General features: G+C 60.4%; 23 protein-coding genes. 14 read left to right on the top strand and 9 right to left on the bottom strand.

Translation table 11 applies throughout. From position 1 onward, the window contains the following. Positions 1-2 precede the first annotated feature (2 nt). Positions 3-410 (top strand): alternative ribosome rescue aminoacyl-tRNA hydrolase ArfB, encoded by a 408-nt coding sequence (gene arfB, locus FAZ30_RS18660; RefSeq protein ID WP_124643699.1) that lies wholly within the window; start codon positions 3-5, stop codon positions 408-410. A 21-nt stretch (positions 411-431) separates the two neighbouring features. On the opposite strand, the gene FAZ30_RS18655 is transcribed toward arfB, so the two are convergent. Then, positions 432-1,631, bottom strand: a complete 1,200-nt coding sequence (locus FAZ30_RS18655; RefSeq protein WP_124643700.1) for an EAL domain-containing response regulator — start codon at positions 1,629-1,631, stop codon at positions 432-434. 370 nt (positions 1,632-2,001) lie between these two features. Continuing rightward, a complete protein-coding gene (gene infA / locus FAZ30_RS18650) occupies positions 2,002-2,265 on the bottom strand; it encodes a translation initiation factor IF-1 (protein ID WP_059286936.1) in 264 nt (87 codons plus the stop codon). 732 nt (positions 2,266-2,997) lie between these two features. On the opposite strand from infA, the gene FAZ30_RS18645 reads away from it, so the two are divergent. Together FAZ30_RS18645 and FAZ30_RS18640 are read left to right on the top strand one after the other, a co-directional pair. Then, positions 2,998-4,521 carry an amino acid permease gene (locus tag FAZ30_RS18645; RefSeq protein WP_124643701.1) on the top strand — a complete coding sequence of 508 codons (1,524 nt, stop codon included), beginning with the start codon at positions 2,998-3,000 and terminating at the stop codon, positions 4,519-4,521. 195 nt (positions 4,522-4,716) lie between these two features. Then, on the top strand, positions 4,717-5,412 hold the full coding sequence (locus FAZ30_RS18640; protein ID WP_233578433.1) for a MarC family protein: 696 nt from the start codon (positions 4,717-4,719) through the stop codon (positions 5,410-5,412). Here FAZ30_RS18640 and FAZ30_RS18635 read toward each other — a convergent pair. Both FAZ30_RS18635 and FAZ30_RS18630 read right to left on the bottom strand, forming a co-directional pair. Next, a complete protein-coding gene (locus FAZ30_RS18635; RefSeq protein WP_124643703.1) occupies positions 5,342-5,989 on the bottom strand; it encodes an acyl carrier protein phosphodiesterase in 648 nt (215 codons plus the stop codon). The two genes, FAZ30_RS18640 and FAZ30_RS18635, sit on opposite strands and share 71 nt — an antisense overlap. After that, a complete protein-coding gene (locus FAZ30_RS18630; protein ID WP_158613582.1) occupies positions 5,986-6,576 on the bottom strand; it encodes a HutD/Ves family protein in 591 nt (196 codons plus the stop codon). Before FAZ30_RS18630 ends, FAZ30_RS18635 begins: the two co-directional genes overlap by 4 nt. A gap of 209 nt (positions 6,577-6,785) precedes the next feature. Between FAZ30_RS18630 and yiaY the strand changes: the two genes are divergently transcribed. Next, positions 6,786-7,916, top strand: a complete 1,131-nt coding sequence (gene yiaY / locus FAZ30_RS18625) for an L-threonine dehydrogenase (protein ID WP_124643705.1) — start codon at positions 6,786-6,788, stop codon at positions 7,914-7,916. A gap of 50 nt (positions 7,917-7,966) precedes the next feature. On the opposite strand, the gene FAZ30_RS18620 is transcribed toward yiaY, so the two are convergent. Then, positions 7,967-8,899 carry a LysR family transcriptional regulator gene (locus FAZ30_RS18620; RefSeq protein ID WP_124643706.1) on the bottom strand — a complete coding sequence of 311 codons (933 nt, stop codon included), beginning with the start codon at positions 8,897-8,899 and terminating at the stop codon, positions 7,967-7,969. Positions 8,900-8,992: 93 nt separating this feature from the next. On the opposite strand from FAZ30_RS18620, the gene FAZ30_RS18615 reads away from it, so the two are divergent. Then, positions 8,993-9,769 (top strand): sulfite exporter TauE/SafE family protein, encoded by a 777-nt coding sequence (locus FAZ30_RS18615; protein ID WP_199731002.1) that lies wholly within the window; start codon positions 8,993-8,995, stop codon positions 9,767-9,769. Between the two features lie 69 nt (positions 9,770-9,838). Here FAZ30_RS18615 and FAZ30_RS18610 read toward each other — a convergent pair whose 3' ends face one another. Together FAZ30_RS18610 and FAZ30_RS18605 are read right to left on the bottom strand one after the other, a co-directional pair. Further along, a complete protein-coding gene (locus FAZ30_RS18610) occupies positions 9,839-10,144 on the bottom strand; it encodes a glycine zipper domain-containing protein (protein WP_124643707.1) in 306 nt (101 codons plus the stop codon). Between the two features lie 281 nt (positions 10,145-10,425). Further along, entirely contained in the window at positions 10,426-10,758 is a 333-nt protein-coding gene (locus FAZ30_RS18605) for a DUF2249 domain-containing protein (RefSeq protein ID WP_124643708.1), read from the bottom strand. Between the two features lie 150 nt (positions 10,759-10,908). Here FAZ30_RS18605 and FAZ30_RS18600 point away from each other — a divergent pair, with 150 nt between their 5' ends. Genes FAZ30_RS18600 through FAZ30_RS18580 form a run of 5 tightly spaced genes read left to right on the top strand, consistent with a single transcriptional unit; the run spans position 10,909 to position 14,759 of the window. Beyond that, positions 10,909-11,232, top strand: a complete 324-nt coding sequence (locus FAZ30_RS18600; protein WP_124643709.1) for a helix-hairpin-helix domain-containing protein — start codon at positions 10,909-10,911, stop codon at positions 11,230-11,232. A gap of 6 nt (positions 11,233-11,238) precedes the next feature. Continuing rightward, a complete protein-coding gene (locus FAZ30_RS18595) occupies positions 11,239-11,877 on the top strand; it encodes a paraquat-inducible protein A (RefSeq protein WP_124643710.1) in 639 nt (212 codons plus the stop codon). Then, entirely contained in the window at positions 11,859-12,500 is a 642-nt protein-coding gene (locus FAZ30_RS18590; protein ID WP_124643711.1) for a paraquat-inducible protein A, read from the top strand. Before FAZ30_RS18595 ends, FAZ30_RS18590 begins: the two co-directional genes overlap by 19 nt. Continuing rightward, entirely contained in the window at positions 12,487-14,151 is a 1,665-nt protein-coding gene (locus FAZ30_RS18585; RefSeq protein ID WP_246043381.1) for a PqiB family protein, read from the top strand. Before FAZ30_RS18590 ends, FAZ30_RS18585 begins: the two co-directional genes overlap by 14 nt. Further along, a complete protein-coding gene (locus tag FAZ30_RS18580; protein WP_124643713.1) occupies positions 14,148-14,759 on the top strand; it encodes a PqiC family protein in 612 nt (203 codons plus the stop codon). Before FAZ30_RS18585 ends, FAZ30_RS18580 begins: the two co-directional genes overlap by 4 nt. On the opposite strand, the gene FAZ30_RS18575 is transcribed toward FAZ30_RS18580, so the two are convergent. Next, positions 14,756-16,261, bottom strand: coding sequence for an amidase (locus FAZ30_RS18575; RefSeq protein ID WP_124643714.1), 1,506 nt, complete (start codon positions 16,259-16,261; stop codon positions 14,756-14,758). The two genes, FAZ30_RS18580 and FAZ30_RS18575, sit on opposite strands and share 4 nt — an antisense overlap. Before the next feature lie 222 nt (positions 16,262-16,483). On the opposite strand from FAZ30_RS18575, the gene FAZ30_RS18570 reads away from it, so the two are divergent. From FAZ30_RS18570 to FAZ30_RS18555, 4 genes are all read left to right on the top strand, one after another. Beyond that, positions 16,484-17,437 (top strand): DMT family transporter, encoded by a 954-nt coding sequence (locus FAZ30_RS18570; protein WP_137010011.1) that lies wholly within the window; start codon positions 16,484-16,486, stop codon positions 17,435-17,437. Between the two features lie 459 nt (positions 17,438-17,896). Next, positions 17,897-18,625 (top strand): pseudouridine synthase, encoded by a 729-nt coding sequence (locus FAZ30_RS18565; protein WP_124643716.1) that lies wholly within the window; start codon positions 17,897-17,899, stop codon positions 18,623-18,625. A gap of 100 nt (positions 18,626-18,725) precedes the next feature. Beyond that, positions 18,726-19,664, top strand: a complete 939-nt coding sequence (locus tag FAZ30_RS18560) for an alpha/beta fold hydrolase (protein WP_137010010.1) — start codon at positions 18,726-18,728, stop codon at positions 19,662-19,664. A gap of 256 nt (positions 19,665-19,920) precedes the next feature. After that, positions 19,921-20,979: a hypothetical protein gene (locus FAZ30_RS18555; RefSeq protein ID WP_124643718.1), complete on the top strand. Its 1,059-nt coding sequence runs from the start codon at positions 19,921-19,923 to the stop codon at positions 20,977-20,979. Here FAZ30_RS18555 and FAZ30_RS18550 read toward each other — a convergent pair. Continuing rightward, a complete protein-coding gene (locus FAZ30_RS18550; protein ID WP_124643719.1) occupies positions 20,971-21,351 on the bottom strand; it encodes a putative zinc-binding protein in 381 nt (126 codons plus the stop codon). The two genes, FAZ30_RS18555 and FAZ30_RS18550, sit on opposite strands and share 9 nt — an antisense overlap. Positions 21,352-21,364 lie beyond the last annotated feature (13 nt).

The raw sequence follows: 21,364 nt of genomic DNA, 5'->3' as shown, positions 1-21,364 counted from the left end.
GCATGGCTCGCGAAGATTGCCGCATCGACCCGCAACAGGTAGAGCTGACGGCCATCCGCGCCCAGGGCGCGGGTGGCCAGAACGTCAACAAGGTCTCGTCTGCCATTCACTTGCGTTTCGATGTCATGGCTTCCAGCCTGCCCGAGCGCGTCAAACTGCGGCTATTGGCCCTGGGGGATGCCCGCCTGAGCAAGGAGGGCGTCATCATCATCAAGGCGCAGCAACACCGCACGCAGGAGCTGAACCGGGCCGATGCACTGGCGCGGCTGCAGGCCATGGTGGATGCGGCAGCGCATGTGCCCAAGGCCAGGCATGCCACCCGGCCTACTTATGGCTCGAAACAGCGCAGGCTGGAGGGCAAGTCGCGGCGCAGCGGCATCAAGGCCTTGCGCGGCAAGATCCCAGATTGATGCGGCGGGGCGGTGGGGCGCTCAGGCGCGCCGGCTGAACTGACAGCTGGGGAAGATGTGCTTGCCCAGTTCTTCGGCCGGTACGGGCCGGCATAGCAGAAAGCCTTGTAGCTCGATGTCCGGATGCTGTGTGCACAGGTAGTCCAGATCATCGGTGTTGTCTATGCCTTCTGCCACCATGCGCAGGCCCAGTTCGCGGGCAATATTGGCCATGCCGGAAATGATGCTCTGGCTGCGGGCATCGCGGTGGATGTCCTTGATCAGGATGCGGTCGAACTTCAGCTCGGTCAGCGGCAGGTTCTTGATGTGTTCCAGCGTGGTATGGCCAGTGCCAAAATCATCCAGCGACAATTCGAAGCCACGCATGCGCAGCCGCAGCAGGGTAGCCAGGGTGTGGCCGAAATTGGTGAAGGCCATGGTTTCGGTGATTTCCAGCACGATGCGGTCAAACGCCAGTCCGCGTGATGCCACCTGTTCGACCAGCCAGTCGAGAAACTCGCGGTCATCCAGCAGGCGGCGCGACAGATTGATCGACAGCCGCAGCTGTTGCATGTTCGGCTCGCGGATCAGCATGTCCAGGCTGGTTTGCACGATGCGGTTGGTCAGCAGCGAGATAAAGCCTTCGTGCTCCAGCATGCCGATGAACTGGTTGGGCCCCAGTATGCCTTGCTGCGGATGCCGCCAGCGCGCCAGCGCCTCGATCTGCACGGCGCGGCCCTGGCACAAATCGTAAATCGGCTGATAGAAGGCGCAAAACTGGTTGTGTGCCAGCCCGGTAATGATGTCGATCAGCGGCAGGCTGCTCTTGCTGTCGCTGATGTCCTGATGCACATCGAGCAGGCGGGTGATTTCGGTCAGAAACAGGTCATCATCGATTGGTTTGGCCAGATGACCGATGCCGGTAAAACCCAGCTCCTGGGCGGCGCGCACGCTGTTGGACAGCAGTTCCGGCGAGTGGCCGCTGATCAGCAGCAGCGAGGGAATATGCGGCTGGCGCGACAGCTGCTCCACCAGCTCGATACCATCCATGCCGGGCATGTTCAGATCGGTGATGACCAGGTCCAGTTTGGGAATCTTGCGACTGAGCTGAAACGCCCAGCTGCCGTCGGCAGCTTCGTGCACCACGGTATTGGGTATTTGCAGGCAGAGCGCCTTGAGCAGGCTGCGCTGACTGCTGCTGTCTTCAGCGAGCAGGATCTGTCTTGGAATCTGGCTGGTCATGGCTGACGCACTGTTCAGAAGAGTATGTCTCAATCTAAGCAGGTGTCATGCCTTCTTGCCAGTAGAAAAATCGATAAATCAGTGATTTGTAAATTTTTGCTAGAAATTTTACCGGATTTCACGGTGAAGAGATTGCGATTCGACGGCAGAATGGCGCAAGGGCAAAAGCAGGCGGCTGAAGGCCGGGACTAGGGTCCGGCGGCCGGGCAGCCGTCAAGCGGTCACCTGCCGCAAAGCGATGGACCATATGGTCATCACTTCCGGGGCAGTGTGCTGCGATATGATGCCGGGCAGAATAGCCGGCGGGCAAGGCAGGAACTGACTACGCGACCCACAGGTGGGCTGAGTGGCCGCGAGGGGACTCAGCTTATCAACGACGCTTGAAGTGGTGCGGTGCGCCGCCGCCAACCGGTGCGGTCGGGTGACGGAAGTTGATGCGACCCTTGGTCAGGTCGTAGGGAGACATTTCCACGGTAACGCGGTCGCCAACCAGGACGCGGATGCGGTGCATCTTCATCTTGCCCGAGCCATAGGCCAGGATTTCCACGTTGTTGTCCAGACGCACGCGGAAGCGCGATTCCGGCAGCATTTCAATGACAACGCCTTGCAGCTCGATCATGTCTTCTTTGGACATTAACGATTCCTTTCAGTGTAACGGGTGGGCCAATAGCCCATGCGGCAGTCCCTCACGGAGCGCCGCACGATCTGTGATAACAGATTGCTTCTATCGATAACCAAGCAGGTAAGACAGGTAGCACACAGTAAAAATGTGCCGTTACCAAGGCAAGGCAGACGGATTGAACCCCGTGCTGGGGAACGGTCCGGAAGGAGGCAGGGCGCATTATACGGCTAAATGGCTGATTTGTCAGTAGAAATGTAGGCGGAATTGGCTTGGTCCCTTGCCGTGCTGTTGCAATGGCTAAAAACACTTATGCATCCGCAGCTTAGCGAAGGTGCCATCTGTTGCAAGACGCGCAGTCCGGCACGCGATTGGCGCTGGATTGCCCGTGCCGGCCGTGGTGGATGCTCGCTTGCGCGTGCCGGCTACTCCGGGTGCTGCGGCCTGAGTCATCGGCAAGTCAGGCGGGGGGGCAGTGTTCGGGCTCTTGGTGATGAGCTGGGTGTGGGTGCCGGCATGGCCCATTTGCCTTGTGCGCCGCCCTGTGGCGCGGGCCACAAGTGACAATTGCTTGATTTTTGTCATTAAAAGAAAATTCATCATTCATATTCTTACAATTCAATACAAAATTTGGCTGGATTATTCCGTGGCCTGCTGACATCCTGTACGGTTTCGATCATTACCCTTTGCTGATGTTTATTACCGGCAAGGGGGGTAACAGTTGGAAACTCTGCAGTGGGACAGACTATGGAAAATAATAGAGAAGGCGAAGGACTACGGCGCAGCCTGCAGGCGCGTCACCTGTCCATGATCGCCATTGGCGGCTCCATCGGCACCGGCTTGTTTCTGGCCTCGGGGGCCACGGTAGCCACTTCCGGACCGGGCGGTGCCTTGCTGTCCTATGCCCTGATCGGGCTGATGGTGTATTTCCTGATGACCAGCCTGGGCGAGATGGCGGCTTTCATGCCGGTGTCCGGTTCTTTTCAGGTATATGGTTCGCGTTTCGTTGATCACTCCTTTGGTTTCGCCCAGGGCTGGAACTATTGGTATAACTGGGCGGTAACCATTGCCGTGGAACTGGCGGCAGCCTCCATCGTGATGCATTACTGGTTTCCGCATGTGCCTGGCGTGGTGTGGAGTGCTGTGTTCCTGGCCATCATCTTTGCCCTCAATTATTTCTCGGTGAAGGGTTTTGGCGAGGCGGAGTTCTGGTGTTCCATGCTCAAGGTCATCACCATCATCGCCTTCATCATCATCGGTTTCATGATGATCTGGGGCATCATGTTCCATCCGGACAACAGTCGTTATGCGCCGGGCTTGAGCGTATTCACGCATGGTGACGGCCCCTTTGTCGGCGGTATGGCGGCCTTTGTCAGCGTGTCGATGATTGTCGGTTTCTCTTTCCAGGGCACTGAGCTGATCGGTGTGGCGGCAGGCGAGTCCAGTCATCCGGCCAAGACCATTCCGCGCGCGGTGAAGCAGATTTTCTGGCGCATCCTGATGTTCTACATGCTGTCCATCCTGATCATCGGCTTCATCCTGCCGTATAACGATCCGATGCTGCTGAAGAACGACGTGCAGGATGTGGGGGCCAGTCCCTTCACCCTGGTGTTCAGTCGCGCCGGTCTGGCGCTGTCGGCCAGCCTGATGAACGCGGTTATCCTGTCGGCCATCCTGTCGGCCGGTAATTCCGGCATGTATGCCTCTACCCGCATGCTGTATGTGATGGCCAAGAACAAGATGGCACCGGCCTGGTTCGGCCAGCTGTCGAGCAGTGGCGTACCGCGCAATGCACTGTATGCCACCACGGTGATTGCCGCGCTGTGCTTCCTGACTTCGCTGTTCGAGAGCAATGCCGTCTATCTGTGGCTGCTGAATTCTTCCGGCATGACCGGTTTCATCGCCTGGCTGGGGATTGCCATCTGCCATTACCGCTTCCGCCGTGCCTATGTGAAGCAGGGATATGATCTGGCCGATCTGCCCTACAAGGCGCGCTGGTTCCCGCTGGGGCCGCTGTTTGCCTTCGCGCTGTGCATGCTGATCATGCTGGGTCAGAACTATGCCGCCTTCACCAGTGCCAAGGTGGACTGGAACGGCATCATTGCCACCTATATTGGCATTCCGCTGTTCCTGTTGCTGTGGCTGGGCTACAAATGGAAGCACGGCAGCAAGCTGATTGCGCTGGACAAGATCGCACTGGCCGAGGCGCACGCCCAGCTCAAGCGCGATGAGCTGGCTGACGGCCAACTGGCGCAGCAAACCACCGGCTGATTGCTCGTCTGAACTGCCATGCAACGGCCCGGTTTGACCGGGCCGTTGTCGTGTGTGCTGACAGCGCGATCACGTGCTGTTCAGCAATGGTGTATCTGTGCCGCCGGCAGGCTACAATCGCCGCACTCAGCCGACGTTGGCAGACCCCACCACCGCATTGCGGGTGCATACCCGGAGAACAATAATATGGCCTTGATGTCGCTTTTTTTCAGCAAGTATCTATTTGTGCTGGCAGCCTTGCTGCCCATCATCAATCCCCCCGGACTGGTGCCCATTTTCATTTCCATGACGGCGCGCAACAGCAAGCAGCAGCGTGCCTTCCTGGCGCGGCGTATTGCCATGTACTGCTTCCTGTTGCTGCTGGGCAGCATGTATGTGGGCAGTTTTGTGCTGGAATTTTTCGGGGTGTCGTTGCCGGTGGTGCAGTTGTCCGGCGGCCTGCTGATTTCGCTGGCGGCGTGGCGCATGCTGAATGACAACCCGGCCGAGAGTACCCAGCCCTCCAGCGAGCCGGTGCGGCAGGAAAACCGCGATGAACTCAAGCAGCGGGCGTTTTACCCGCTGACCTTTCCGCTGACGGTGGGGCCGGGTTCGATTTCGGTCTCGATCACCGTGGGCGCATCGCTGACGGTAACCGGCAAGCCGATGATCAAGTACATGCTGGTGCCCATGGCCAGCCTGGCGGCCGTGCTGTCGCTGTCGGTGCTGGTGTATATGTGCTACCGCCATGCCGACAAGCTGCTGGGCTATCTGGGGCAGACCGGCTCGGTGGTGTTCCTGCGCCTGTCAGCCTTCATCCTGATGTGTCTGGGGGTGCAGATCATGTGGGAAGGGGTGGAGCAGCTGTTTGTCGAGCTGATTCAGAGTAATGCCAATCTGCTGCATCGCTAGCCTGCATGTCGCGCAGTGCCTGCTGCAATTGCGGGTAGAAGGCGAGGAAGTCCTGCTCCAGCGCTGCATGGTGCTGCTGTAGGTCCTCGATGCCGGCCGCGACCGGATTGGCACGCTGAATGCGGTGGCGGGAGAAACCATCCAGCACCGCCGCAATGCCGCTGTGGCTGGCATAGGACAGCAGCCAGTCTTCGGCCTGCATGCGCGGCAGTATCTCGAGCAGGCGTGGCGGCAGCCATTGGCGGTGTTGCTGTAGCTCGGCATAACTGCGGCGGGTAAATGTGGCCAGCGGCATGGCAGAAAATTGCTGCCAGTGCCGCGCCAGAAAATGATCGTAAAAAATATCCACCAGGATGCCGGCATAGCGTCGCCGTGCTGCGGCAATGCGTGCCTTGCTTTGTAATACCAGCGGGTGACTGTCGGTATAGCTGTCGATCCAGCGGTGCAGGGCCATGCCTTGTTGCAGCACCAGCGGCAGATGGCCGGCATGTGCCGGCTTGATGAAATCACCCAGCAGGTTGCCGACGCGGGCGCTGGCATCGTCCGGGGCCAGGTGCAGATGTGCCAGGTAATTCATCCGGCCGACAGCCGGTTCAGTCTCACCACAATCACCCGTACCGCCGTGCTGCTACGCAGGGTCAGGCCGATGGCCAGTTGTTGCAGCAGCGCGTCCTGTGGCTGCAGGCGACAGCTGCGGCCATCTTCGCGGCTGATTTCCAGCTCGGTGCCGGCAGCCAGCAAGACCAGCAAGATTTCATCATCGCTTTGCAGCTGGCGTTCACCGTTCAGGGTGAAGTCTTCCACTTGCTGCAGATAGCGGCCACGCCGGGTCATCACATTGAAATCGGTCACCGGGCCTTCCGTCAGCCGGCTGCTGATATTCTCCTCGCCGGCAAAGGCCAGCGGCAGGCTGAAGGCATCCAGCCGCACTTCGCTACCGTCTTCGCGTTGCAACAGCAAGGCAGCTCCCTGCAGCAGCAATAGCTGGCGGTCGATGCCGGGGAAGCGGGAGAAATCACCGTCACTGGCCACACTGGCGATGCTGATGCGGTAATCGAAGTTGTCCAGCGTGGCATCCGGCGGTGAAATCAATACCTGGCGGGTAATGCCGCCGCCGTTTTTCCAGGGCGTGGCAGGGTAGTCGCGGGCGGGCAGGATCTGCATGGCAAGCTCGGGCGGGGTAAAAAAAGCGATTATCCACCGATGGTCGCCAGCGTGCATCTTCACTGCGGCATCGGGCCGGCAAGCCCTTGTTATGCTGCGAATTTGTAGTGGCGAAACTACAAGTTGGGGCGCTTGATCTGTCGCAATATGCCATTCCACTGTCGTGCCAAGATAAAGACAAAGCTTGAACCCACCACGAGGAGATCATCATGGCCATCAGCGCATTCTTCATTCCTTCCGTCAATCTGATGGGAGCCGGCTGTCTGCAACAGGCAGTCGACAGCATGCAGGCTCAGGGTTTCAAACGCGCCCTTATCGTGACCGATGCCGGCCTGGTCAAGACCGGTCTGGCGGACAAAGTCAGCGCGCTGCTGGCGAGTGCAGATATCCAGTCCGTGGTATTTGACGGGGTGCATCCCAATCCGACCTGCGCCAACGTCAATGCCGGCCTGGCCCTGCTGCAGGAAAAACACTGCGACCTAGTCATTTCGCTGGGCGGCGGTTCGCCGCACGACTGCGCCAAGGGCATTGCGCTGGTGGCGGTGAATGGCGGCAAGATCCAGGACTACGAGGGCGTGGACAAGTCGGCCAAGCCGCAGCTGCCGCTGGTGGCCATCAATACGACGGCTGGCACCGCCAGTGAAATGACCCGCTTCTGCATCATCACTGATGAGTCGCGCCATATCAAAATGGCCATCGTCGACAAGCACACCACGCCGATTCTGTCGGTCAACGACCCGGAAACCATGGCCGGCATGCCGCCTTCGCTGACGGCCGCCACCGGCATGGATGCCTTGACCCATGCCATCGAGGCCTATGTCTCCACCATCGCCACGCCGATTACCGATGCCTGCGCGCTCAAGGCCATCAGCCTGATCGTGGCCTTCCTGCCGCGCGCCGTGGAAAACGGCCAGGACATGGAAGCACGCGAACAGATGGCCTATGCGCAGTTTTTGGCTGGCATGGCCTTCAACAATGCTTCGCTGGGCTATGTCCACGCCATGGCGCACCAGCTGGGTGGCTTCTACGACTTGCCGCACGGCGTGTGCAATGCGGTGTTGTTGCCGCATGTGCAGGTGTTCAACAGCAAGGTGGCTGCCACCCGTCTGGCTGATGTGGGCCAGGCGCTGGGGGTGAAAGCCACGGCCGAAGCGGCGATTGAAGCCATTCGTCAGCTGGCTGCCACCGTGGGTATTCCGGCCGGTCTGAAGCTGCTGGGCGTGAAGGACGAAGATATTCCGGTGCTGGCCACCAACGCGCTGAAAGACGCCTGTGGCTTTACCAATCCGCTGCAGGCCAGTCACGAAGAAATCTGTGCCATCTACCGCGCAGCCATGTAAGCAGGGTGTAGTCTGATGCAGTGAACAGGGCCGGCTATGCCGGCCCTTTGTCATGGTTTATGAGGTTGGTGGCTGCTGCCAAAGCCGGCAGCCTGGGCCGCGCTGCGGATGGCGTCGAGCACCAGCCTGGCCTTGCGCGGAATGCGCCGGCTGGCAAACACCGCATGCATTTGCGCATCTTCGCCACGGCTGGACACGATGCGGTAGTCCGGACACAGCCGCAGCAGCCGGCCACTGGCCACCAGTGGTTCGGCCAGCCAGTCGCCCATGCGCGCCACGCCCCAGCCGGCCAGGGCGGCTTGCAATACCGCATTGCCGGAACTCACCCGGTGGCTGGCATTCAGGTTGAGGCTGACCTGATGACTGTCCGAGACAAAATTCCAGGCTTTCAGGATACGCGGGGCAGCATGGATGAGAATGGCGTGTTCGGTCAGTTCTTCCGGCTGCAGCGGCAGACCATGGCTGGCGACATAGGCCGGGCTGGCATACAGCCGGCGTTGATAAGGCCATAGCGGAAAGCCGATCAGCTCGCTGGAGGTGGGGTAAGCGCCACGGATGCTGAAATCCAGCTTCTCGCGGATGGGCTCCAGAATAGTGTCGCTGTACAGGATGTCGAAGCGCAGCTGCGGGTGGAGGCTGGTCAGCTCTTGCAGCAGCGGCGGCAAAAAGTGGCTGGCCATCACCTCTGGTGCAGAAAAACGCAGCCAGCCGCGTGGCGAGCTGGCCAGCATGGCCAGATCATCCTCAACCTCCTGCTGCAATTGCAGCATCTGGCGCGCGGTATCGTAATAGGCTTCGCCGGCCATGGTCAGGCTGACCTGCTTTTGCGAGCGCGCCAGCAGGCTGGTGCCCAGGTTTTCTTCCAGCGCCTGAATGGCCCGGGTGGCCGTGCTGGGCGAGGTGCCCAGCTGACGGGCGGCCGAGACGAAGCTCTTGCGCTCCACCACGGTGCAGAACACCTGCAACTCCCATAACAGTTTCATTGATGCTGGCCTTGATTGCAGAAACTGCAATACGGTATTGCAAGCATGCGGCAAGGGCAAGCCCTACAATGGCGACATCATCAGGAGGCGGCCATGTTGTTGACTTTGGGGTTCTTGTGTTTCTTTTCTTTCATGGCGGGTTTGATTGACGCGGCGGTTGGCGGCGGCGGGCTGATCCAGACGCCGGCGCTGTTCAACTTCTTGCCGCAATACTCGGCAGCCACGCTGTTTGGCACCAACAAGATGTCATCGGCAGTGGGGACGCTGTCGGCCACCCGTTCCTATCTGCAGCGGGTGCGCCTGCCGTGGAAGCTGGTGATTCCTGCGGCGATCACCGCCTTTGTCATGTCCTTTGCCGGTGCCGCCACGGTGAATGCCATACCCAAGTCGGTCATCCGGCCGCTGGTGCTGGTACTGCTGGTGCTGATGGCGATGTACACCTTGTGGAAAAAGGACTTCGGCAAATTGCACAAGCCGGTGACGATAGGGCGGCGCGAAATGATGGTGGGCATGGCCATTGGTGGGGCCATCGGTTTTTATGATGGCTTGTTCGGTCCTGGCACCGGCAGCTTCCTGATTTTCCTGTTCATCCGCTTTTTTGCCTTTGATTTCCTGCATGCCTCGGCTGCAGCCAAGGTGGTCAATCTCACCACCAATGTGGCGGCGCTGGCGTTTTTCATTCCCACCGGTAATGTGCTGTTCCAGTACGCCATTCCCATGGCCGGTTTTAATGTACTGGGGGCGATGACGGGCTCCTGGGTGGCGATGAAAAAGGGGGCTGGCTTTGTGCGGATGTTGTTCCTGCTGCTGACCACGGTGCTGATTGGCAAGCTGGCCTGGGACATGCTGCAGCCCTGGTTGCAAGGCTGAGCCAGGCGTGCCGGCTGAATGAAAAAAGACCACGCATAATCGCGTGGTCTTTTTTGTTGGTGGGCAAGCTCAGTCGTGCTTGTCCCAGCCGCGGTGACGACCATTGTCGTGGTGGTGATGACGGTGGTGGCGACGTCCTTCATCGCGTGCCGGTCTGTCTTCGCGCTGATCCTTGGTGGTGATGGCCACGCCTGTCGCACCGCCAACTGCGCTGCCGATGATGGCACCATTGCGGCCACCTACCGCATTACCCACTGCCGCACCGGCCGCACCACCTACTGCACCACCAAGAATCGCATCTGTTGTCGAGCCAGCCTGGGCTGCACCAGCCGCCAGCGTGATGGCAATAATCGAAATCCACTTGTTCATTTGCATGATTTGCTGCTTTCACTGAGTAAGTGGTGGCAGTCTAGTAAGGGCGGGGTAAAACGGACAAGCAGTGAAATGTTAGCAAGTATTGAAAAGCGTTTGACTGATAATGATCATGGTATTTCTGTGCGCAGAAATTTCGCTAATTATCTGTTTCTAATGTGTTTTATATCCCACATTGCGAGGGTGGTTTTATAACAATCTGTTACAGAGTCGGCCCGGGTAAATGCGCAAACCCTGCAACAGCCATTGTCATGCTGCCTGGACACAGCTTGCCGGCAGCGGTGTTACTGACCGGAGCAGCCGCAACCACCGCCGCCGCCACCGCAGCCACCCGCGCTGGCTGGAGCGGCTTCCTGCTGCTGGCCCAGGCGGATCTGGAATTCGATCACAATCATCTCCGGCAAGCGGTCTACATAGCGATAGCTGATCTGCTGACCATAGCGCTGGCTAACCTGCTCCAGCAGCGGCAGCGGGTCGTGATCGTTGACGAAACGCATGGTTTCGCCATCGTGCAAGGATTCCAGTGCCGCAAAAATGGCGGCGTGGCGAAAGCGTTTGGCAATACCGCGCGCATCAAACAGATAGCTGGTATTCAGTTGGGGGGAGAGCGTAGTCATGGTGATCTTCCTGCTTGAGGGGGTGAAGCCAGGATTTTGTCGCAGCTCAAGGGGGGCGCTCCTTGAGGCAGGATAAGAAATTCCACTCGGCAAGGCCCACGCCCCGCCGCTGTCGATTTAAGATGAAAGCATTGCGCGAGGAGAACCGACATGCACCCTGCACGCTGCCCGCCAGCCAGCGAGGCCGTTGATTTGTTGCAGCTGCCGAATGTCGGACCAGCCATGGCAGCGGATTTTCACTTGCTGGGGCACGACAACCCGCAGTCGTTGCGTCAGGCAGACCCCTATTTGCTTTACCAGGCCCTGTGCCAGCAAAGCGGTAAGCGGCATGATCCTTGCGTGCTGGATGTTTTCATCGCGGTCACCCATTACCTGCAGCAGGATCAGGCCCTGCCGTGGTGGCACTTCACGGCACAGCGCAAGGCGGAGCTTGCCTCCCGGGCTGTCGGGCCTGCCTGGCCGCTTGTACAATAGGCAGTCATGATGATGAACTCTTCTGTTCCCTTGGCCGATGCGTCGGTGCTGGCCTGCCACGAATGCGATCTGCTGCAGACCGCACCTGCACATGCCGCCCATGGCGTTTGCTGTGCCCGCTGTGGTTGCCGCCTGCTGCCTGGCCCTGGCTATCAGCCTGCCACTTCGCTGGCGCTGGTCGTGGCCGGTCTGCTGGTATTCGTGCTGGCCAATGTCTTTCCCGTGGTCGGGCTGGAGGCCGGCGGCGTGCGTACCGCCACTACCTTGCTCGGCACTGCCTGGCAGCTATCCCAGCAGCAAATGCAGCCGGTGGCCTTGCTGGTCTTGCTGACTGGCGTGTTGCTGCCGGGGCTGGAGCTGCTCTGCCTGCTCTATCTGTTGCTGCCGCTATCGCTGGGGCGTGCGCCGCGTGGCTTTGCTGCCGTGATGCGGCTGGTGCGCATTCTGCATCCCTGGGGCATGGTGGAGGTCTTTCTGCTGGGCGTGCTGGTGTCGCTGGTCAAGCTGGCCCACATGGCGGCAGTGCATCCCGGCATCGGCCTGTGGTCGTTTTTCGCACTGATTCTGCTGCTGGCGGGCAGCGCCAGCCGCTTTGATGCTGGCTTGCTATGGGAGCGCTATCAGGCATGCCGCGCTACCCGCTGAAGACCGCCGCCCGCCACGGTTTGTGGAGCTGTCACGGTTGCAGTCTGTTATGCCGCCTGCCGGCTGCGGCGCAACAGGCTGCCTGGCATTGTCCGCGCTGTGGCGCAGCGTTGCACCCGCGCAAGCCGCACAGCCTGCAATACGCCTGGGCCTTCCTGATTGCCGCGGTGATCTGCTATATCCCGGCCAATCTCATGCCCATCATGCTGACCGAGATGCTGTCCGGCACCCAGCGCGACACCATCATGAGCGGGGTGGTGTATCTGTGGCAGGGCGGCTCCTGGCCGCTGGCGCTGGTGGTGTTCATTGCCAGTGTGCTGGTGCCTTTGCTGAAGATACTGTCCATGCTGCTGCTCTTGCTCACCGTGCACTGGCGCTCGCGCTGGGCACCACGCCAGCGTACCCGCTTGTACCGCTTGCTGGAGGTGGTGGGGCCGTGGTCGATGCTGGATATTTATGTTGTTGGCCTGCTGGTGGCGCTGGTGCAGTTGCAGTCGCTGGCCACCATCAAGGCCGGGCCGGGGGCGATTGCCTTTGGTGCCGTCGTGGTACTGACCATGCTGTCGGCCATGCATTTTGATCCCAGACTGATCTGGGATGTTTTCGAGGATGATGATGAGTGACAAGCACACACCGCAGACCGGGAATGACGGTCTGCCTGCCCAGGCTGATGCCGTGCCGCTGGCGGTAGCCGACAGCAGCCGCCCCAGCCGTTGGTCGCCCTCGCTGGTCTGGCTGATTCCGCTGGTGGCTGCCTTGATTGGTGGCTATCTGGCGGTACAGGCTGTCCTGTCGCGCGGCCCGACCATTACCATTACCTTCCGTAGTGGCGAAGGGCTGGAGGCCGGCAAGACCCGCATCAAGTACAAGGATGTGGAAATCGGCGAAGTGACGGCTGTGCGCATCAGCCCGGATAGCAAGAATATCGAGGCCACGGCCCAGCTGAGCAAGGAAGCCGAGCGCTTTCTGGCCCACGACAGCCGTTTCTGGATCGTGCGGCCGCGTATCGCCGGTGGCAGCGTATCCGGCCTGGGAACGCTGTTGTCCGGCGCCTATGTCGGCATGGATGCCGGCAAGAGCAGCGAGATGAGCCAGCACTTTACCGGGCTGGAAGTGCCGCCGATTCTCACCGGCGATCTGCCCGGCCGCCAGTTTGTCCTTAAGGCCACGGAGCTGGGTTCGCTGGACATTGGCGCGCCAGTCTATTTCCGGCGGGTGCCGGTGGGGCAGGTGGTGGCTTACCAGTTGGGCAAGCAGGGCCGCAATGTCGACATCACGGTATTCATCAATGCGCCGTATGATCACTTTGTCACCGAAGACAGCCGTTTCTGGCACGCCAGCGGGGTTGATCTGTCGGTCTCTGCCAATGGTCTGAAAGTGAATACCCAGTCGCTCAGCGCCATCATGCTGGGCGGGGTGGCATTCGAAACCCCGGCCAGCGTGCAAGAAGGCAAGCCGGCCGCGGCCAGTAGCGCCTTCTCCTTGTCCAATACCCGCGAACAGGCGATGCAGGCACCCGATCACGAGGTGGTGCCGCTGCGGCTGAAATTCCAGCAATCGGTACGTGGCCTCACCGTGGGTGCACCGGTGGACTTCCGTGGCATCGTGATTGGTGAGGTGACCAGCATCGGCATGGAATACGACGCGCCACGCAAAGACTTCAACATGCTGGTGGATATCCGCATCTATCCCAGCCGTTTGCTGAGCATGTCGCGCAACCTGGATGAAACCAGGCTGCATCAGCTGAAACTGGACAAGATGGTGGAGCACGGCATGCGGGCGCAATTGCGCTCCGGCAGCCTGCTGACCGGCCAGCTGTACGTGGCGCTGGATTTCTTCCGCGATGCCCGCCCGGCCCTGCTGGGCCGCAGCCAGGGCATGGATGTGCTGCCCACCATTCCGGGCGATCTGGAAGAACTGCAAGGCGTGCTGCAGCGCATTGCCCGCAAGCTGGACAAGGTACCGTTCGACAGCATCGGCAAGGAGCTGGACAGCACCATCAAGGAGCTGCATGCCACACTGGCCACCACCCGCCAGCTGGGTGAAAGCCTGGATGGCAAGGTGGTCCCGCAAACCCTGCAGACCTTGCAGCAGCTGCAGCGCACGCTGGATGCCGCTGGCCAGACCTTGCAAGCCAATTCGCCTTTGCAGCAGGACGTGCGCAAGGCCGCGCAGGAAGTCAGCGACACCGCCCGCAGCTTCCGCGCGCTGAGTGATTATCTGGATCGCCACCCGGAAGCGCTGATCCGTGGCAAGCAGGAAAACAAACCATGAGCAACAACACCCTTATCCGCAGCGCAACTGGCCTGCTGTTGGCGCTGCTACTGGCTGCCTGCAGCTCGGCGCCGCTGCGTTACCACCAGTTGCAGGCCGGCCTGCCGGCACAGGGGCAGCCGCAGGCCGGAGCAGTGATCCTGGTTGAAGCGGTCAGCCTGCCCGCCAGTGTGGACCGGCCGCAATTGCTGCTGGAAGACCGTCAGGGGCAGCCGCAGATCCAGGAGCGTGACTACTGGACGGCCAGCCTGTCCCGCTTGTTGACACAGGCGCTGGCGCTCAATCTGTCGCGCCGGCTTGGCCTGTCTGGTGTCTACGCCGCGCCGCAACTCAGCCTGGCACGGGCAGATCTGACATTGCAGCTGGACGTGCGCGAGTTCCGCTTGCAGCCGGGGCAGGGCGCATTGCTGACTGCCGCCTGGCGTATTGCCCGGCATGGTCAGGCTGCACCGGTACTGCAAGGTTATTTCAGCCAGCGCCAGGCCGTGGCCGGTAGCGAACAGGCGGCCTTGGTGGCGGCACAGCAAGTATTGCTGGATGGCATGAGCAGCCAGATCGCCGAAGCCCTGGCCGCCCACCCGGACTGGTTGCGCCCGGCCGCAGGCTAGCCCTGGCGTAGCGGCGGCCGGCGCTGGAACCAGGGCTGAGCCTGTTCCAGTTGCGCTGCCAGTTGCAGCAGCAGGGCCTCCTTGCCATAAGCCGCCGCCATCTGGGTGCCGATGGGCAGATTGGCTTCATTCCAGAACAGGGGCACGCTCATCGCGGGCTGGCCGCTCATATTGAAGGGAATGGTCCAGCCGATGTACTCCATCAGCTTGCGCGAGTGCTCGGGTACCAAGCGACTCAGTTTCAGCGTCCAGTCCCAGCCCAGATGACCCAGCAGCAGGGTGGACAGTGATTGTTCAAAGCGCGAGGTGGCCAGTGCGCCGATGGCTGCCGGCGGCTGATTCAGCACCGGCGTCACCAGTACATCGTAGCGTTGATGGAATGCCTGCATGATGCGGCCCTGGCGCAAGGCAAAGTCGCGCATCCAGGCAAACTCTCCCGCCGACAGCAGCTCGCCGTAACGGGCCAGCGTCCAGCTGTCGGCTTCGACCAGACGGAAATCAGCCTTGCGCCCGCATAGCCGCTGACTGTTGCGCATCAAGCAGGCCAGTTCGCCGCAAATCATCACCAGCATGGCGTGACACATTTCATCGGCACTGCCCAGTTGCGGGTGGGCTTCTTCCACTTCATGCCCCAGATCGCGCAGCAGGTGCAGGCTGTGGCTGAGTGCAGCCTCGCCATCGGTATGCAGTTTGCCGCCCAGAAACGGCTGGCGGGTAAAGGCAATGCGCAGCTTGCCGATGGGTTGTTGCAGGCTGGCCAGAAAAGAGGATTCTGGCGGCGGACAGTGATAGGCATCGCCTGCATCAAAGCCCTTGCACAGGATGTCCAGCATGGCGGCGCTGTCGCGCACGCTGCGGGTCAGGGCGTGTTCGCTGGCATAGCCCTGCCACAACTCCGACTGGTGAGGGCCGCAAGGGGAGCGGCCACGGCTGGGTTTCAGGCCGAACAGTCCGCAATTGGATGCCGGGATGCGGATGGAGCCGCCGCCATCGCCACCATGGGCAATGGGTACCATCCCGCTGGCCACGGCTGCCGCCGAGCCACCGCTGGAGCCACCACACGTCCGGCTGGTATCCCAGGGATTGCGAGTGGCACCGCTGAGCCTGGATTCGGTATAAGGATAGAGACCGAATTCCGGCGTGGTGGTCTTGCCAGCGAAAATCAGCCCGGCCTGGCGGTAGCGACGGATCAGCTCACTATCCTGGGTGGCGACATGGTCCTGGAACAATCGGCTGCCGCTGCGGGTAGGGCAGCCCTGGATGTCTGCCTGCAAGTCCTTGATCAGGATAGGCAGACCGGCCAAGGGGCTGGCACCAGCGTGTTGCGGCTGGCTGCTGGCTTGTGCGTCCAGGCGCAGCAGCACGGCATTGACTGCTGGATTGTGCAGATCCATCCGCTCCTGGGCGGCCCGCAACAAATCAGCACTGTTGATCTCGCCCTTGGCCAGCAGGGCGGCCAGCGCGATGCCGTCGTGGTTTTCGTATTCGGGGAAAAAAGCCATGGAGATCACCGGGCTATGCAATCCCGATAGCATAGCCTCTTCTGGTGCAAGCTCCAATACGGCTTGGTAGGTGTGGATTGCGCATGAATTTATTTATGTGAAATAAAAATTCATTTATTTGAAAAAATAAGGTTTATTGAGCTTTTTAAATTATTTAATTGGCAATAATGTTTAAGTGGCTTTGGGTAAAATTTCTGCCGTCACCCATTTCGCTATGTCATCATGTCCCGTTCAAGTCCCCAGTCTTCCCGCACCGCTTATCTGCTGCTGGTACTGACCATGCTGCTGTGGTCGACCAACTTTGTCATTGCCCGCGCCATTCATGGTCAGATCGGTCCCTTCGGCTTGGCCTTTGGCCGCTGGGCGACTGCCTTGCTCTGCCTGCTGCCTTTCGGGCTACCGCGCCTGGCCCGCGCCTGGCCTCTGTTGAGGCAGCAGTGGCAAAAGCTGCTGTTGCTGGGGGTGTTCGGTATCGGGCTGACCAATGCGCTGGTCTATGTTGCGGTACGTAGCACCACCGCCACCAATGCCGTCATTCTCAATAGCGCCACGCCGATGATGGTGCTGGTACTGGGCTCCCTGTATTTCCGGCAGCGGCTGAGTCGGCGTCAGTGGGGTGGCATGGGCCTGGCACTGGCAGGGGCCTTGCTGATCGTACTCAAAGGCAATCTGCTGGGCATGAGTCATTTCCAGTTCAGTAGCGGCGACCTGCTGGTGCTGGCTGCCGGGCTGTGCTGGGCGGTGTATACGCTTGGTTTGCGTACGCTATTGCCCGGGCTGGACCCGCTGGTCATGATGATGGTGCTGCTGCTGGTGGGCGAGGTGCTACTGCTGCCGGCTTTTGTGGCGGAAACCTGGCAGGCCGGCGGCTTTCATCTGCTGTCCGGCTCCGTCATGGGCTGCTTGCTGTATCTGGGCATTTTCCCTTCGGTGCTGGCCTTCCTGATGTATAACCGCGCCATTGCCCAGGTGGGTGCGGCCAAGGCCGCTGCTTTTCTCTATCTGATGCCGGCCTTCGGTGCGCTGCAGTCCATCCTGCTGCTGGGTGAGGATTTGCGCTGGTATCATGTGGCTGGCTTGGCTGCAATTTTTTCCGGCATTGTGCTTGGCTCGCTCAGCCGTCGTGCTCTTGTTGCTGCCGCTCACCAGCCGGCAAAGCTGTCGGCCGCCAAATAATGTGGTTTTGACTACGGATTTTTACGGATGGTTAAAAGTGTAAACAGCGACTAAAGTTAGCTCTGTTGGCAGTGCCCGTACTTATTGGATCTCCTGTAGTACCTGCCAACCTTATTTTTGCTTGTTGTTGAAGTACCTCTGGCTTTTGTTCCTCTTCAGTATTGGCTATAGCTCGGCCCGGTGAATCCTCCCCGACTCACCGGGCATTTTCTTGTCTGCCGCTCTCCCGGATTTTACTTTTTCACTACCATACTCGGTGTCGGAATGACATCGCCGCCAGCGCCCTGCCGTGGCGGTAGTCGCCTGATTCCGCGTAAATCATGGTCAGTCGGCGGTCTATCCCCTACAATGGCGGCAGATCAACAGCGGCTGTGCCGATGGCGGCATGCAGCGGACGGGAATGGCCCGTGGCGGCATGACACCCGGCGCTACCCGCTTTTTTTATTACAGGATTATCCAATGGAACCCGTGCGCCTTTCCAAGCGTATGGCCGAGCTGGGCATCTGTTCCCGTCGCGAGGCGGACAGCTATATCGAGCAAGGCTGGGTCAAGGTAGACGGCGAAGTGGCCGTGCTTGGCCAGAAAGTGCTGCCGCACAACACCATCGAAGTACTGAAGAAGGCGCAGGATGCGCAATCTTCCCGTGTCACCATTCTGCTGAACAAGCCGATGGGCTATGTCTCCGGTCAGGCCGAAAAGGGTTATCAACCGGCGGTGACGCTGGTGAAACCCGACAATCACTGGACGGAAGACCCAAGCAAGAAACGCTTCATTCCTGCCCATCTGCGCGGCCTGGCCCCGGCCGGGCGGCTGGATATCGATTCGGTCGGCCTGCTGGTGCTGACACAGGATGGTCGTGTCGCCAAGCACATCATCGGCGAGAACTCCGAGGTGGAAAAGGAATACCTGGTTCGTGTGACCGGTGAGCTGGACGAGCGTGGCCTGGCCTTGCTCAATCATGGCCTGTCGCTGGATGGCGAGGCGCTGAAGCCGGCGGAAGTTGCCTGGCAGAACGAAGACCAGTTGCGCTTTGTCCTGCGCGAAGGCAAGAAACGCCAGATCCGCCGCATGTGCGAGCTGGTGGGCTTGCGTGTGGTGGGGCTGAAGCGTATCCGTATCGGCACCATCAAGCTGGGCAATCTGCCGACCGGGCAATGGCGCTACCTGCGTGATGACGAGATGTTCTGAGCGGCGGCATGTCTCGGGCAAACACGGCGACTGATGGTCGCCGTTTTGCATGGTGGCGGCTGACTTGGATTTGTAAGGCGGGCATGACATCATCACCGTCATGAACGCCTATCTCATTCCCCTGCTGTTGTTGCTGGCCGCCGTGGTGCTGGCCTGCTGTTTTCCTTCTGCTACCGGTCAGTACATGGTCCGGGTCTATTTGCGGCTGGCCGGCTTTCGCAGCCGTCATTTGCTGCTGGAGCAGGGCGAGCTGGCCTTTCTGGAGGGCGGGCAGGGCAGCAGCGTGCTGCTGATTCACGGTTTTGGCGGTGATGGCCCGGCCAGCTGGGGGCGGGTGATGGCCGGGCTGATCCGGCGTCACCATGTGCTGGTGCCGGACTTGCTGTGGTTCGGCCGCAGCCATGCGGCTGGTGAACCTTCGTTGATGGCGCAGGCCGATGCACTGGAGGCGTTGATTCGTGCGCGCATCACCGGCCCCGTGCAACTGGTGGGCTTGTCCTACGGTGGTTTTGTTGCGTTGGAACTGGCGCGGCGTTTGCCGCAGCAGGTATCGCAGCTGGTGATCATGGCCTCGCCCGGCATGGTGTATACCCCGGAAGATCAGCAAGACTTGCTGCTACGTGCCCAGGTGGCATCGGCCGCGCAGCTGTTCGTACCGGACGACCCGCAGGGCGTGGCGCGCATGATGGCGATGGTGGGCAGTCCGCTGGCACGCGCTCCACAGTTCTTGCTCAAGGATGTCTGGCAATTCTATTACCGTGACCGCGCGCCGCAGCTGCGCGCGCTGATGCAGGAGCTGGCCACGCGCCAGCAACAGCATCTGGAGCGCTACTCCCTGCCGCTGGCGATGCCGGTTGCCGTGATTTGGGGGTCGCAAGACGAAATTTTCCCGCTGGACATTGGTCAGCGCTTGGCGCTCTTGCTGGATGCGCCACTGATTACCATCGATGGCGGCACCCATGTGTTGCCGGTGGTGTTCGCCGTGCAGACGCTAGCGGCCCTGCAAGACATTTTGCAAGGCCGTTCGCCACAAGTTTGATGCTGCGCTACAGCAGGCCGGTAAAAAACGGGCATGCTGTAGCTCGGGCCTGTTAACACTATGTTTTCTGCGGCGCAGGCCCTAGGCCGTTCTGCTCGGCCTGCGGTGTTGGGTGGGCTGATTTTCTGGCTGCCAGTGCCGTTTCTTCCCGCCTTTGCCTAAGCAGGCAAACACCCTGAATGCGCGGGGCCATGAAAATAATTTGGGATAGCTGGCCATCATTGGGACTGCTGTCTTTTGTGAAGGGAGTAGGCCGATGTTCGACTGGCTATGGCAAAAACTGGAGCTGGATTCGGCATCCCGGCAGCGCAAGGCCACCTTGTTGCAGGCTATTGAAGCCGTGGTGGATGGCAGCGATGCCCGTCTGCGCCTGTTGTCTGCTTATCAGCAACGCTTGCTACCCGGCATGCAGCGCTCGCTGGATTATCTGGCAAGCCTACCCTGGCAGCGTATCGAGCCGGTGGAGTTGTCCTTGCGCGGATTTGCTACTGACCGTCGCCTTGGCCTGCTGTTTTCCAGTCCGCTCAGCCTGTTGCTGTTCCTCAAGAGTAGTGCCGCGCTGGGAGACTTCTTCCTGTCGGCCAGCAAGGGCGATGATGCCTGGGCCATGATGAGCATGAGCCGCAGCGAGACAGCCCGTTTCGGCATGGTCGAGTACAACGGCGAAGTGCGTAGCGATGTGGCACAACTGGTGGTCAGCTTTGATCAGCACCAGTTGATGGACCCGTCGGCCAGCCAGGAAGACTTGCAACAGAACGTCAGTCAGCGCGGGCTGGCGGTGCTGGTGGCCGTCATTGGCCGCCGTCTCAGGTTGCTGCAGCAGATGCGGCTGGACCTGCAAAGCGAGCTGGAGCAGATACAGCTCAAGCTGCTGACCATTGCACGGGGCGGCGGCAAGGTGATTGATGCGACTGGCAATGCCTCTTCCGGCTCGCAAGGCTTGCCGGCTGACGAGGCCGGTTTGCGCCAGCAAGAGGCGGCTTTGCAGCAGCAGTTGCAGCCGCTGGCCGGTCTGGCGGAACTGAGCGGCATACTGGACGTGGTATGCCAGGTGCTGGAGCAGCCGGCAGAGTTTTTCCGTATTGATGCCGAAACCATCTACCTCAACCGCATGGGCGTACGGCATGAGCGGCCGGATGCCGACGACGTGACCGCCCTCAGTTACGAACATGTGGTGCTGGGTCAATTGCAGCCGGTCTCGCGTGCCATCATGCCGGTGCATGTCAATCGCCAGCAATTGCGCGAGCTGGAGCTGCAGTTTGCCGACGAGTTGGCCAGCCTGCAGCAGCAACAGCAACAAAGCGGCTTATTCTGACGCCGTCGTGGCCAGACTGTTGGCAAGTGCACTGAGCAGGGGCCAGATTTCCTCGGCTTGTTCGGTGGCATAAGCCTGATGCTTGCGCTTGATGACTCCCAGCTCCGACAGCAACAGCGTGTGGTCTGCCGTGACGTCGACCCGCTGCAGGCATGCCTGCACGCAGGCCAGTCGGCAGCCATCCAGTGCCAGTATCGGCCTGCCGGATTGTGCCAGCCTGACCAGTGCGGCCACACCTCCCCCTACACCGGCGATGCAGGACATCTCGGCCAATCCTGCGCGGTCCAGACGCAGGGCAAGGTCATTGGCCATCTGCGCTGCACTGGAGCAGCCGGAACAGGCATAGACCAAGGGAAGATTCGGTTTTGTCATGCCCCATTGTGTG

Source organism: Aquitalea aquatilis, from assembly GCF_005155025.1.
In the GTDB taxonomy this organism is placed as follows: Bacteria; Pseudomonadota; Gammaproteobacteria; order Burkholderiales; family Chromobacteriaceae; genus Aquitalea; species Aquitalea aquatilis.
The sequence above is the reverse complement of the archived record's forward strand: the minus strand, read 5'-3'. Positions and strand labels throughout refer to the sequence as shown.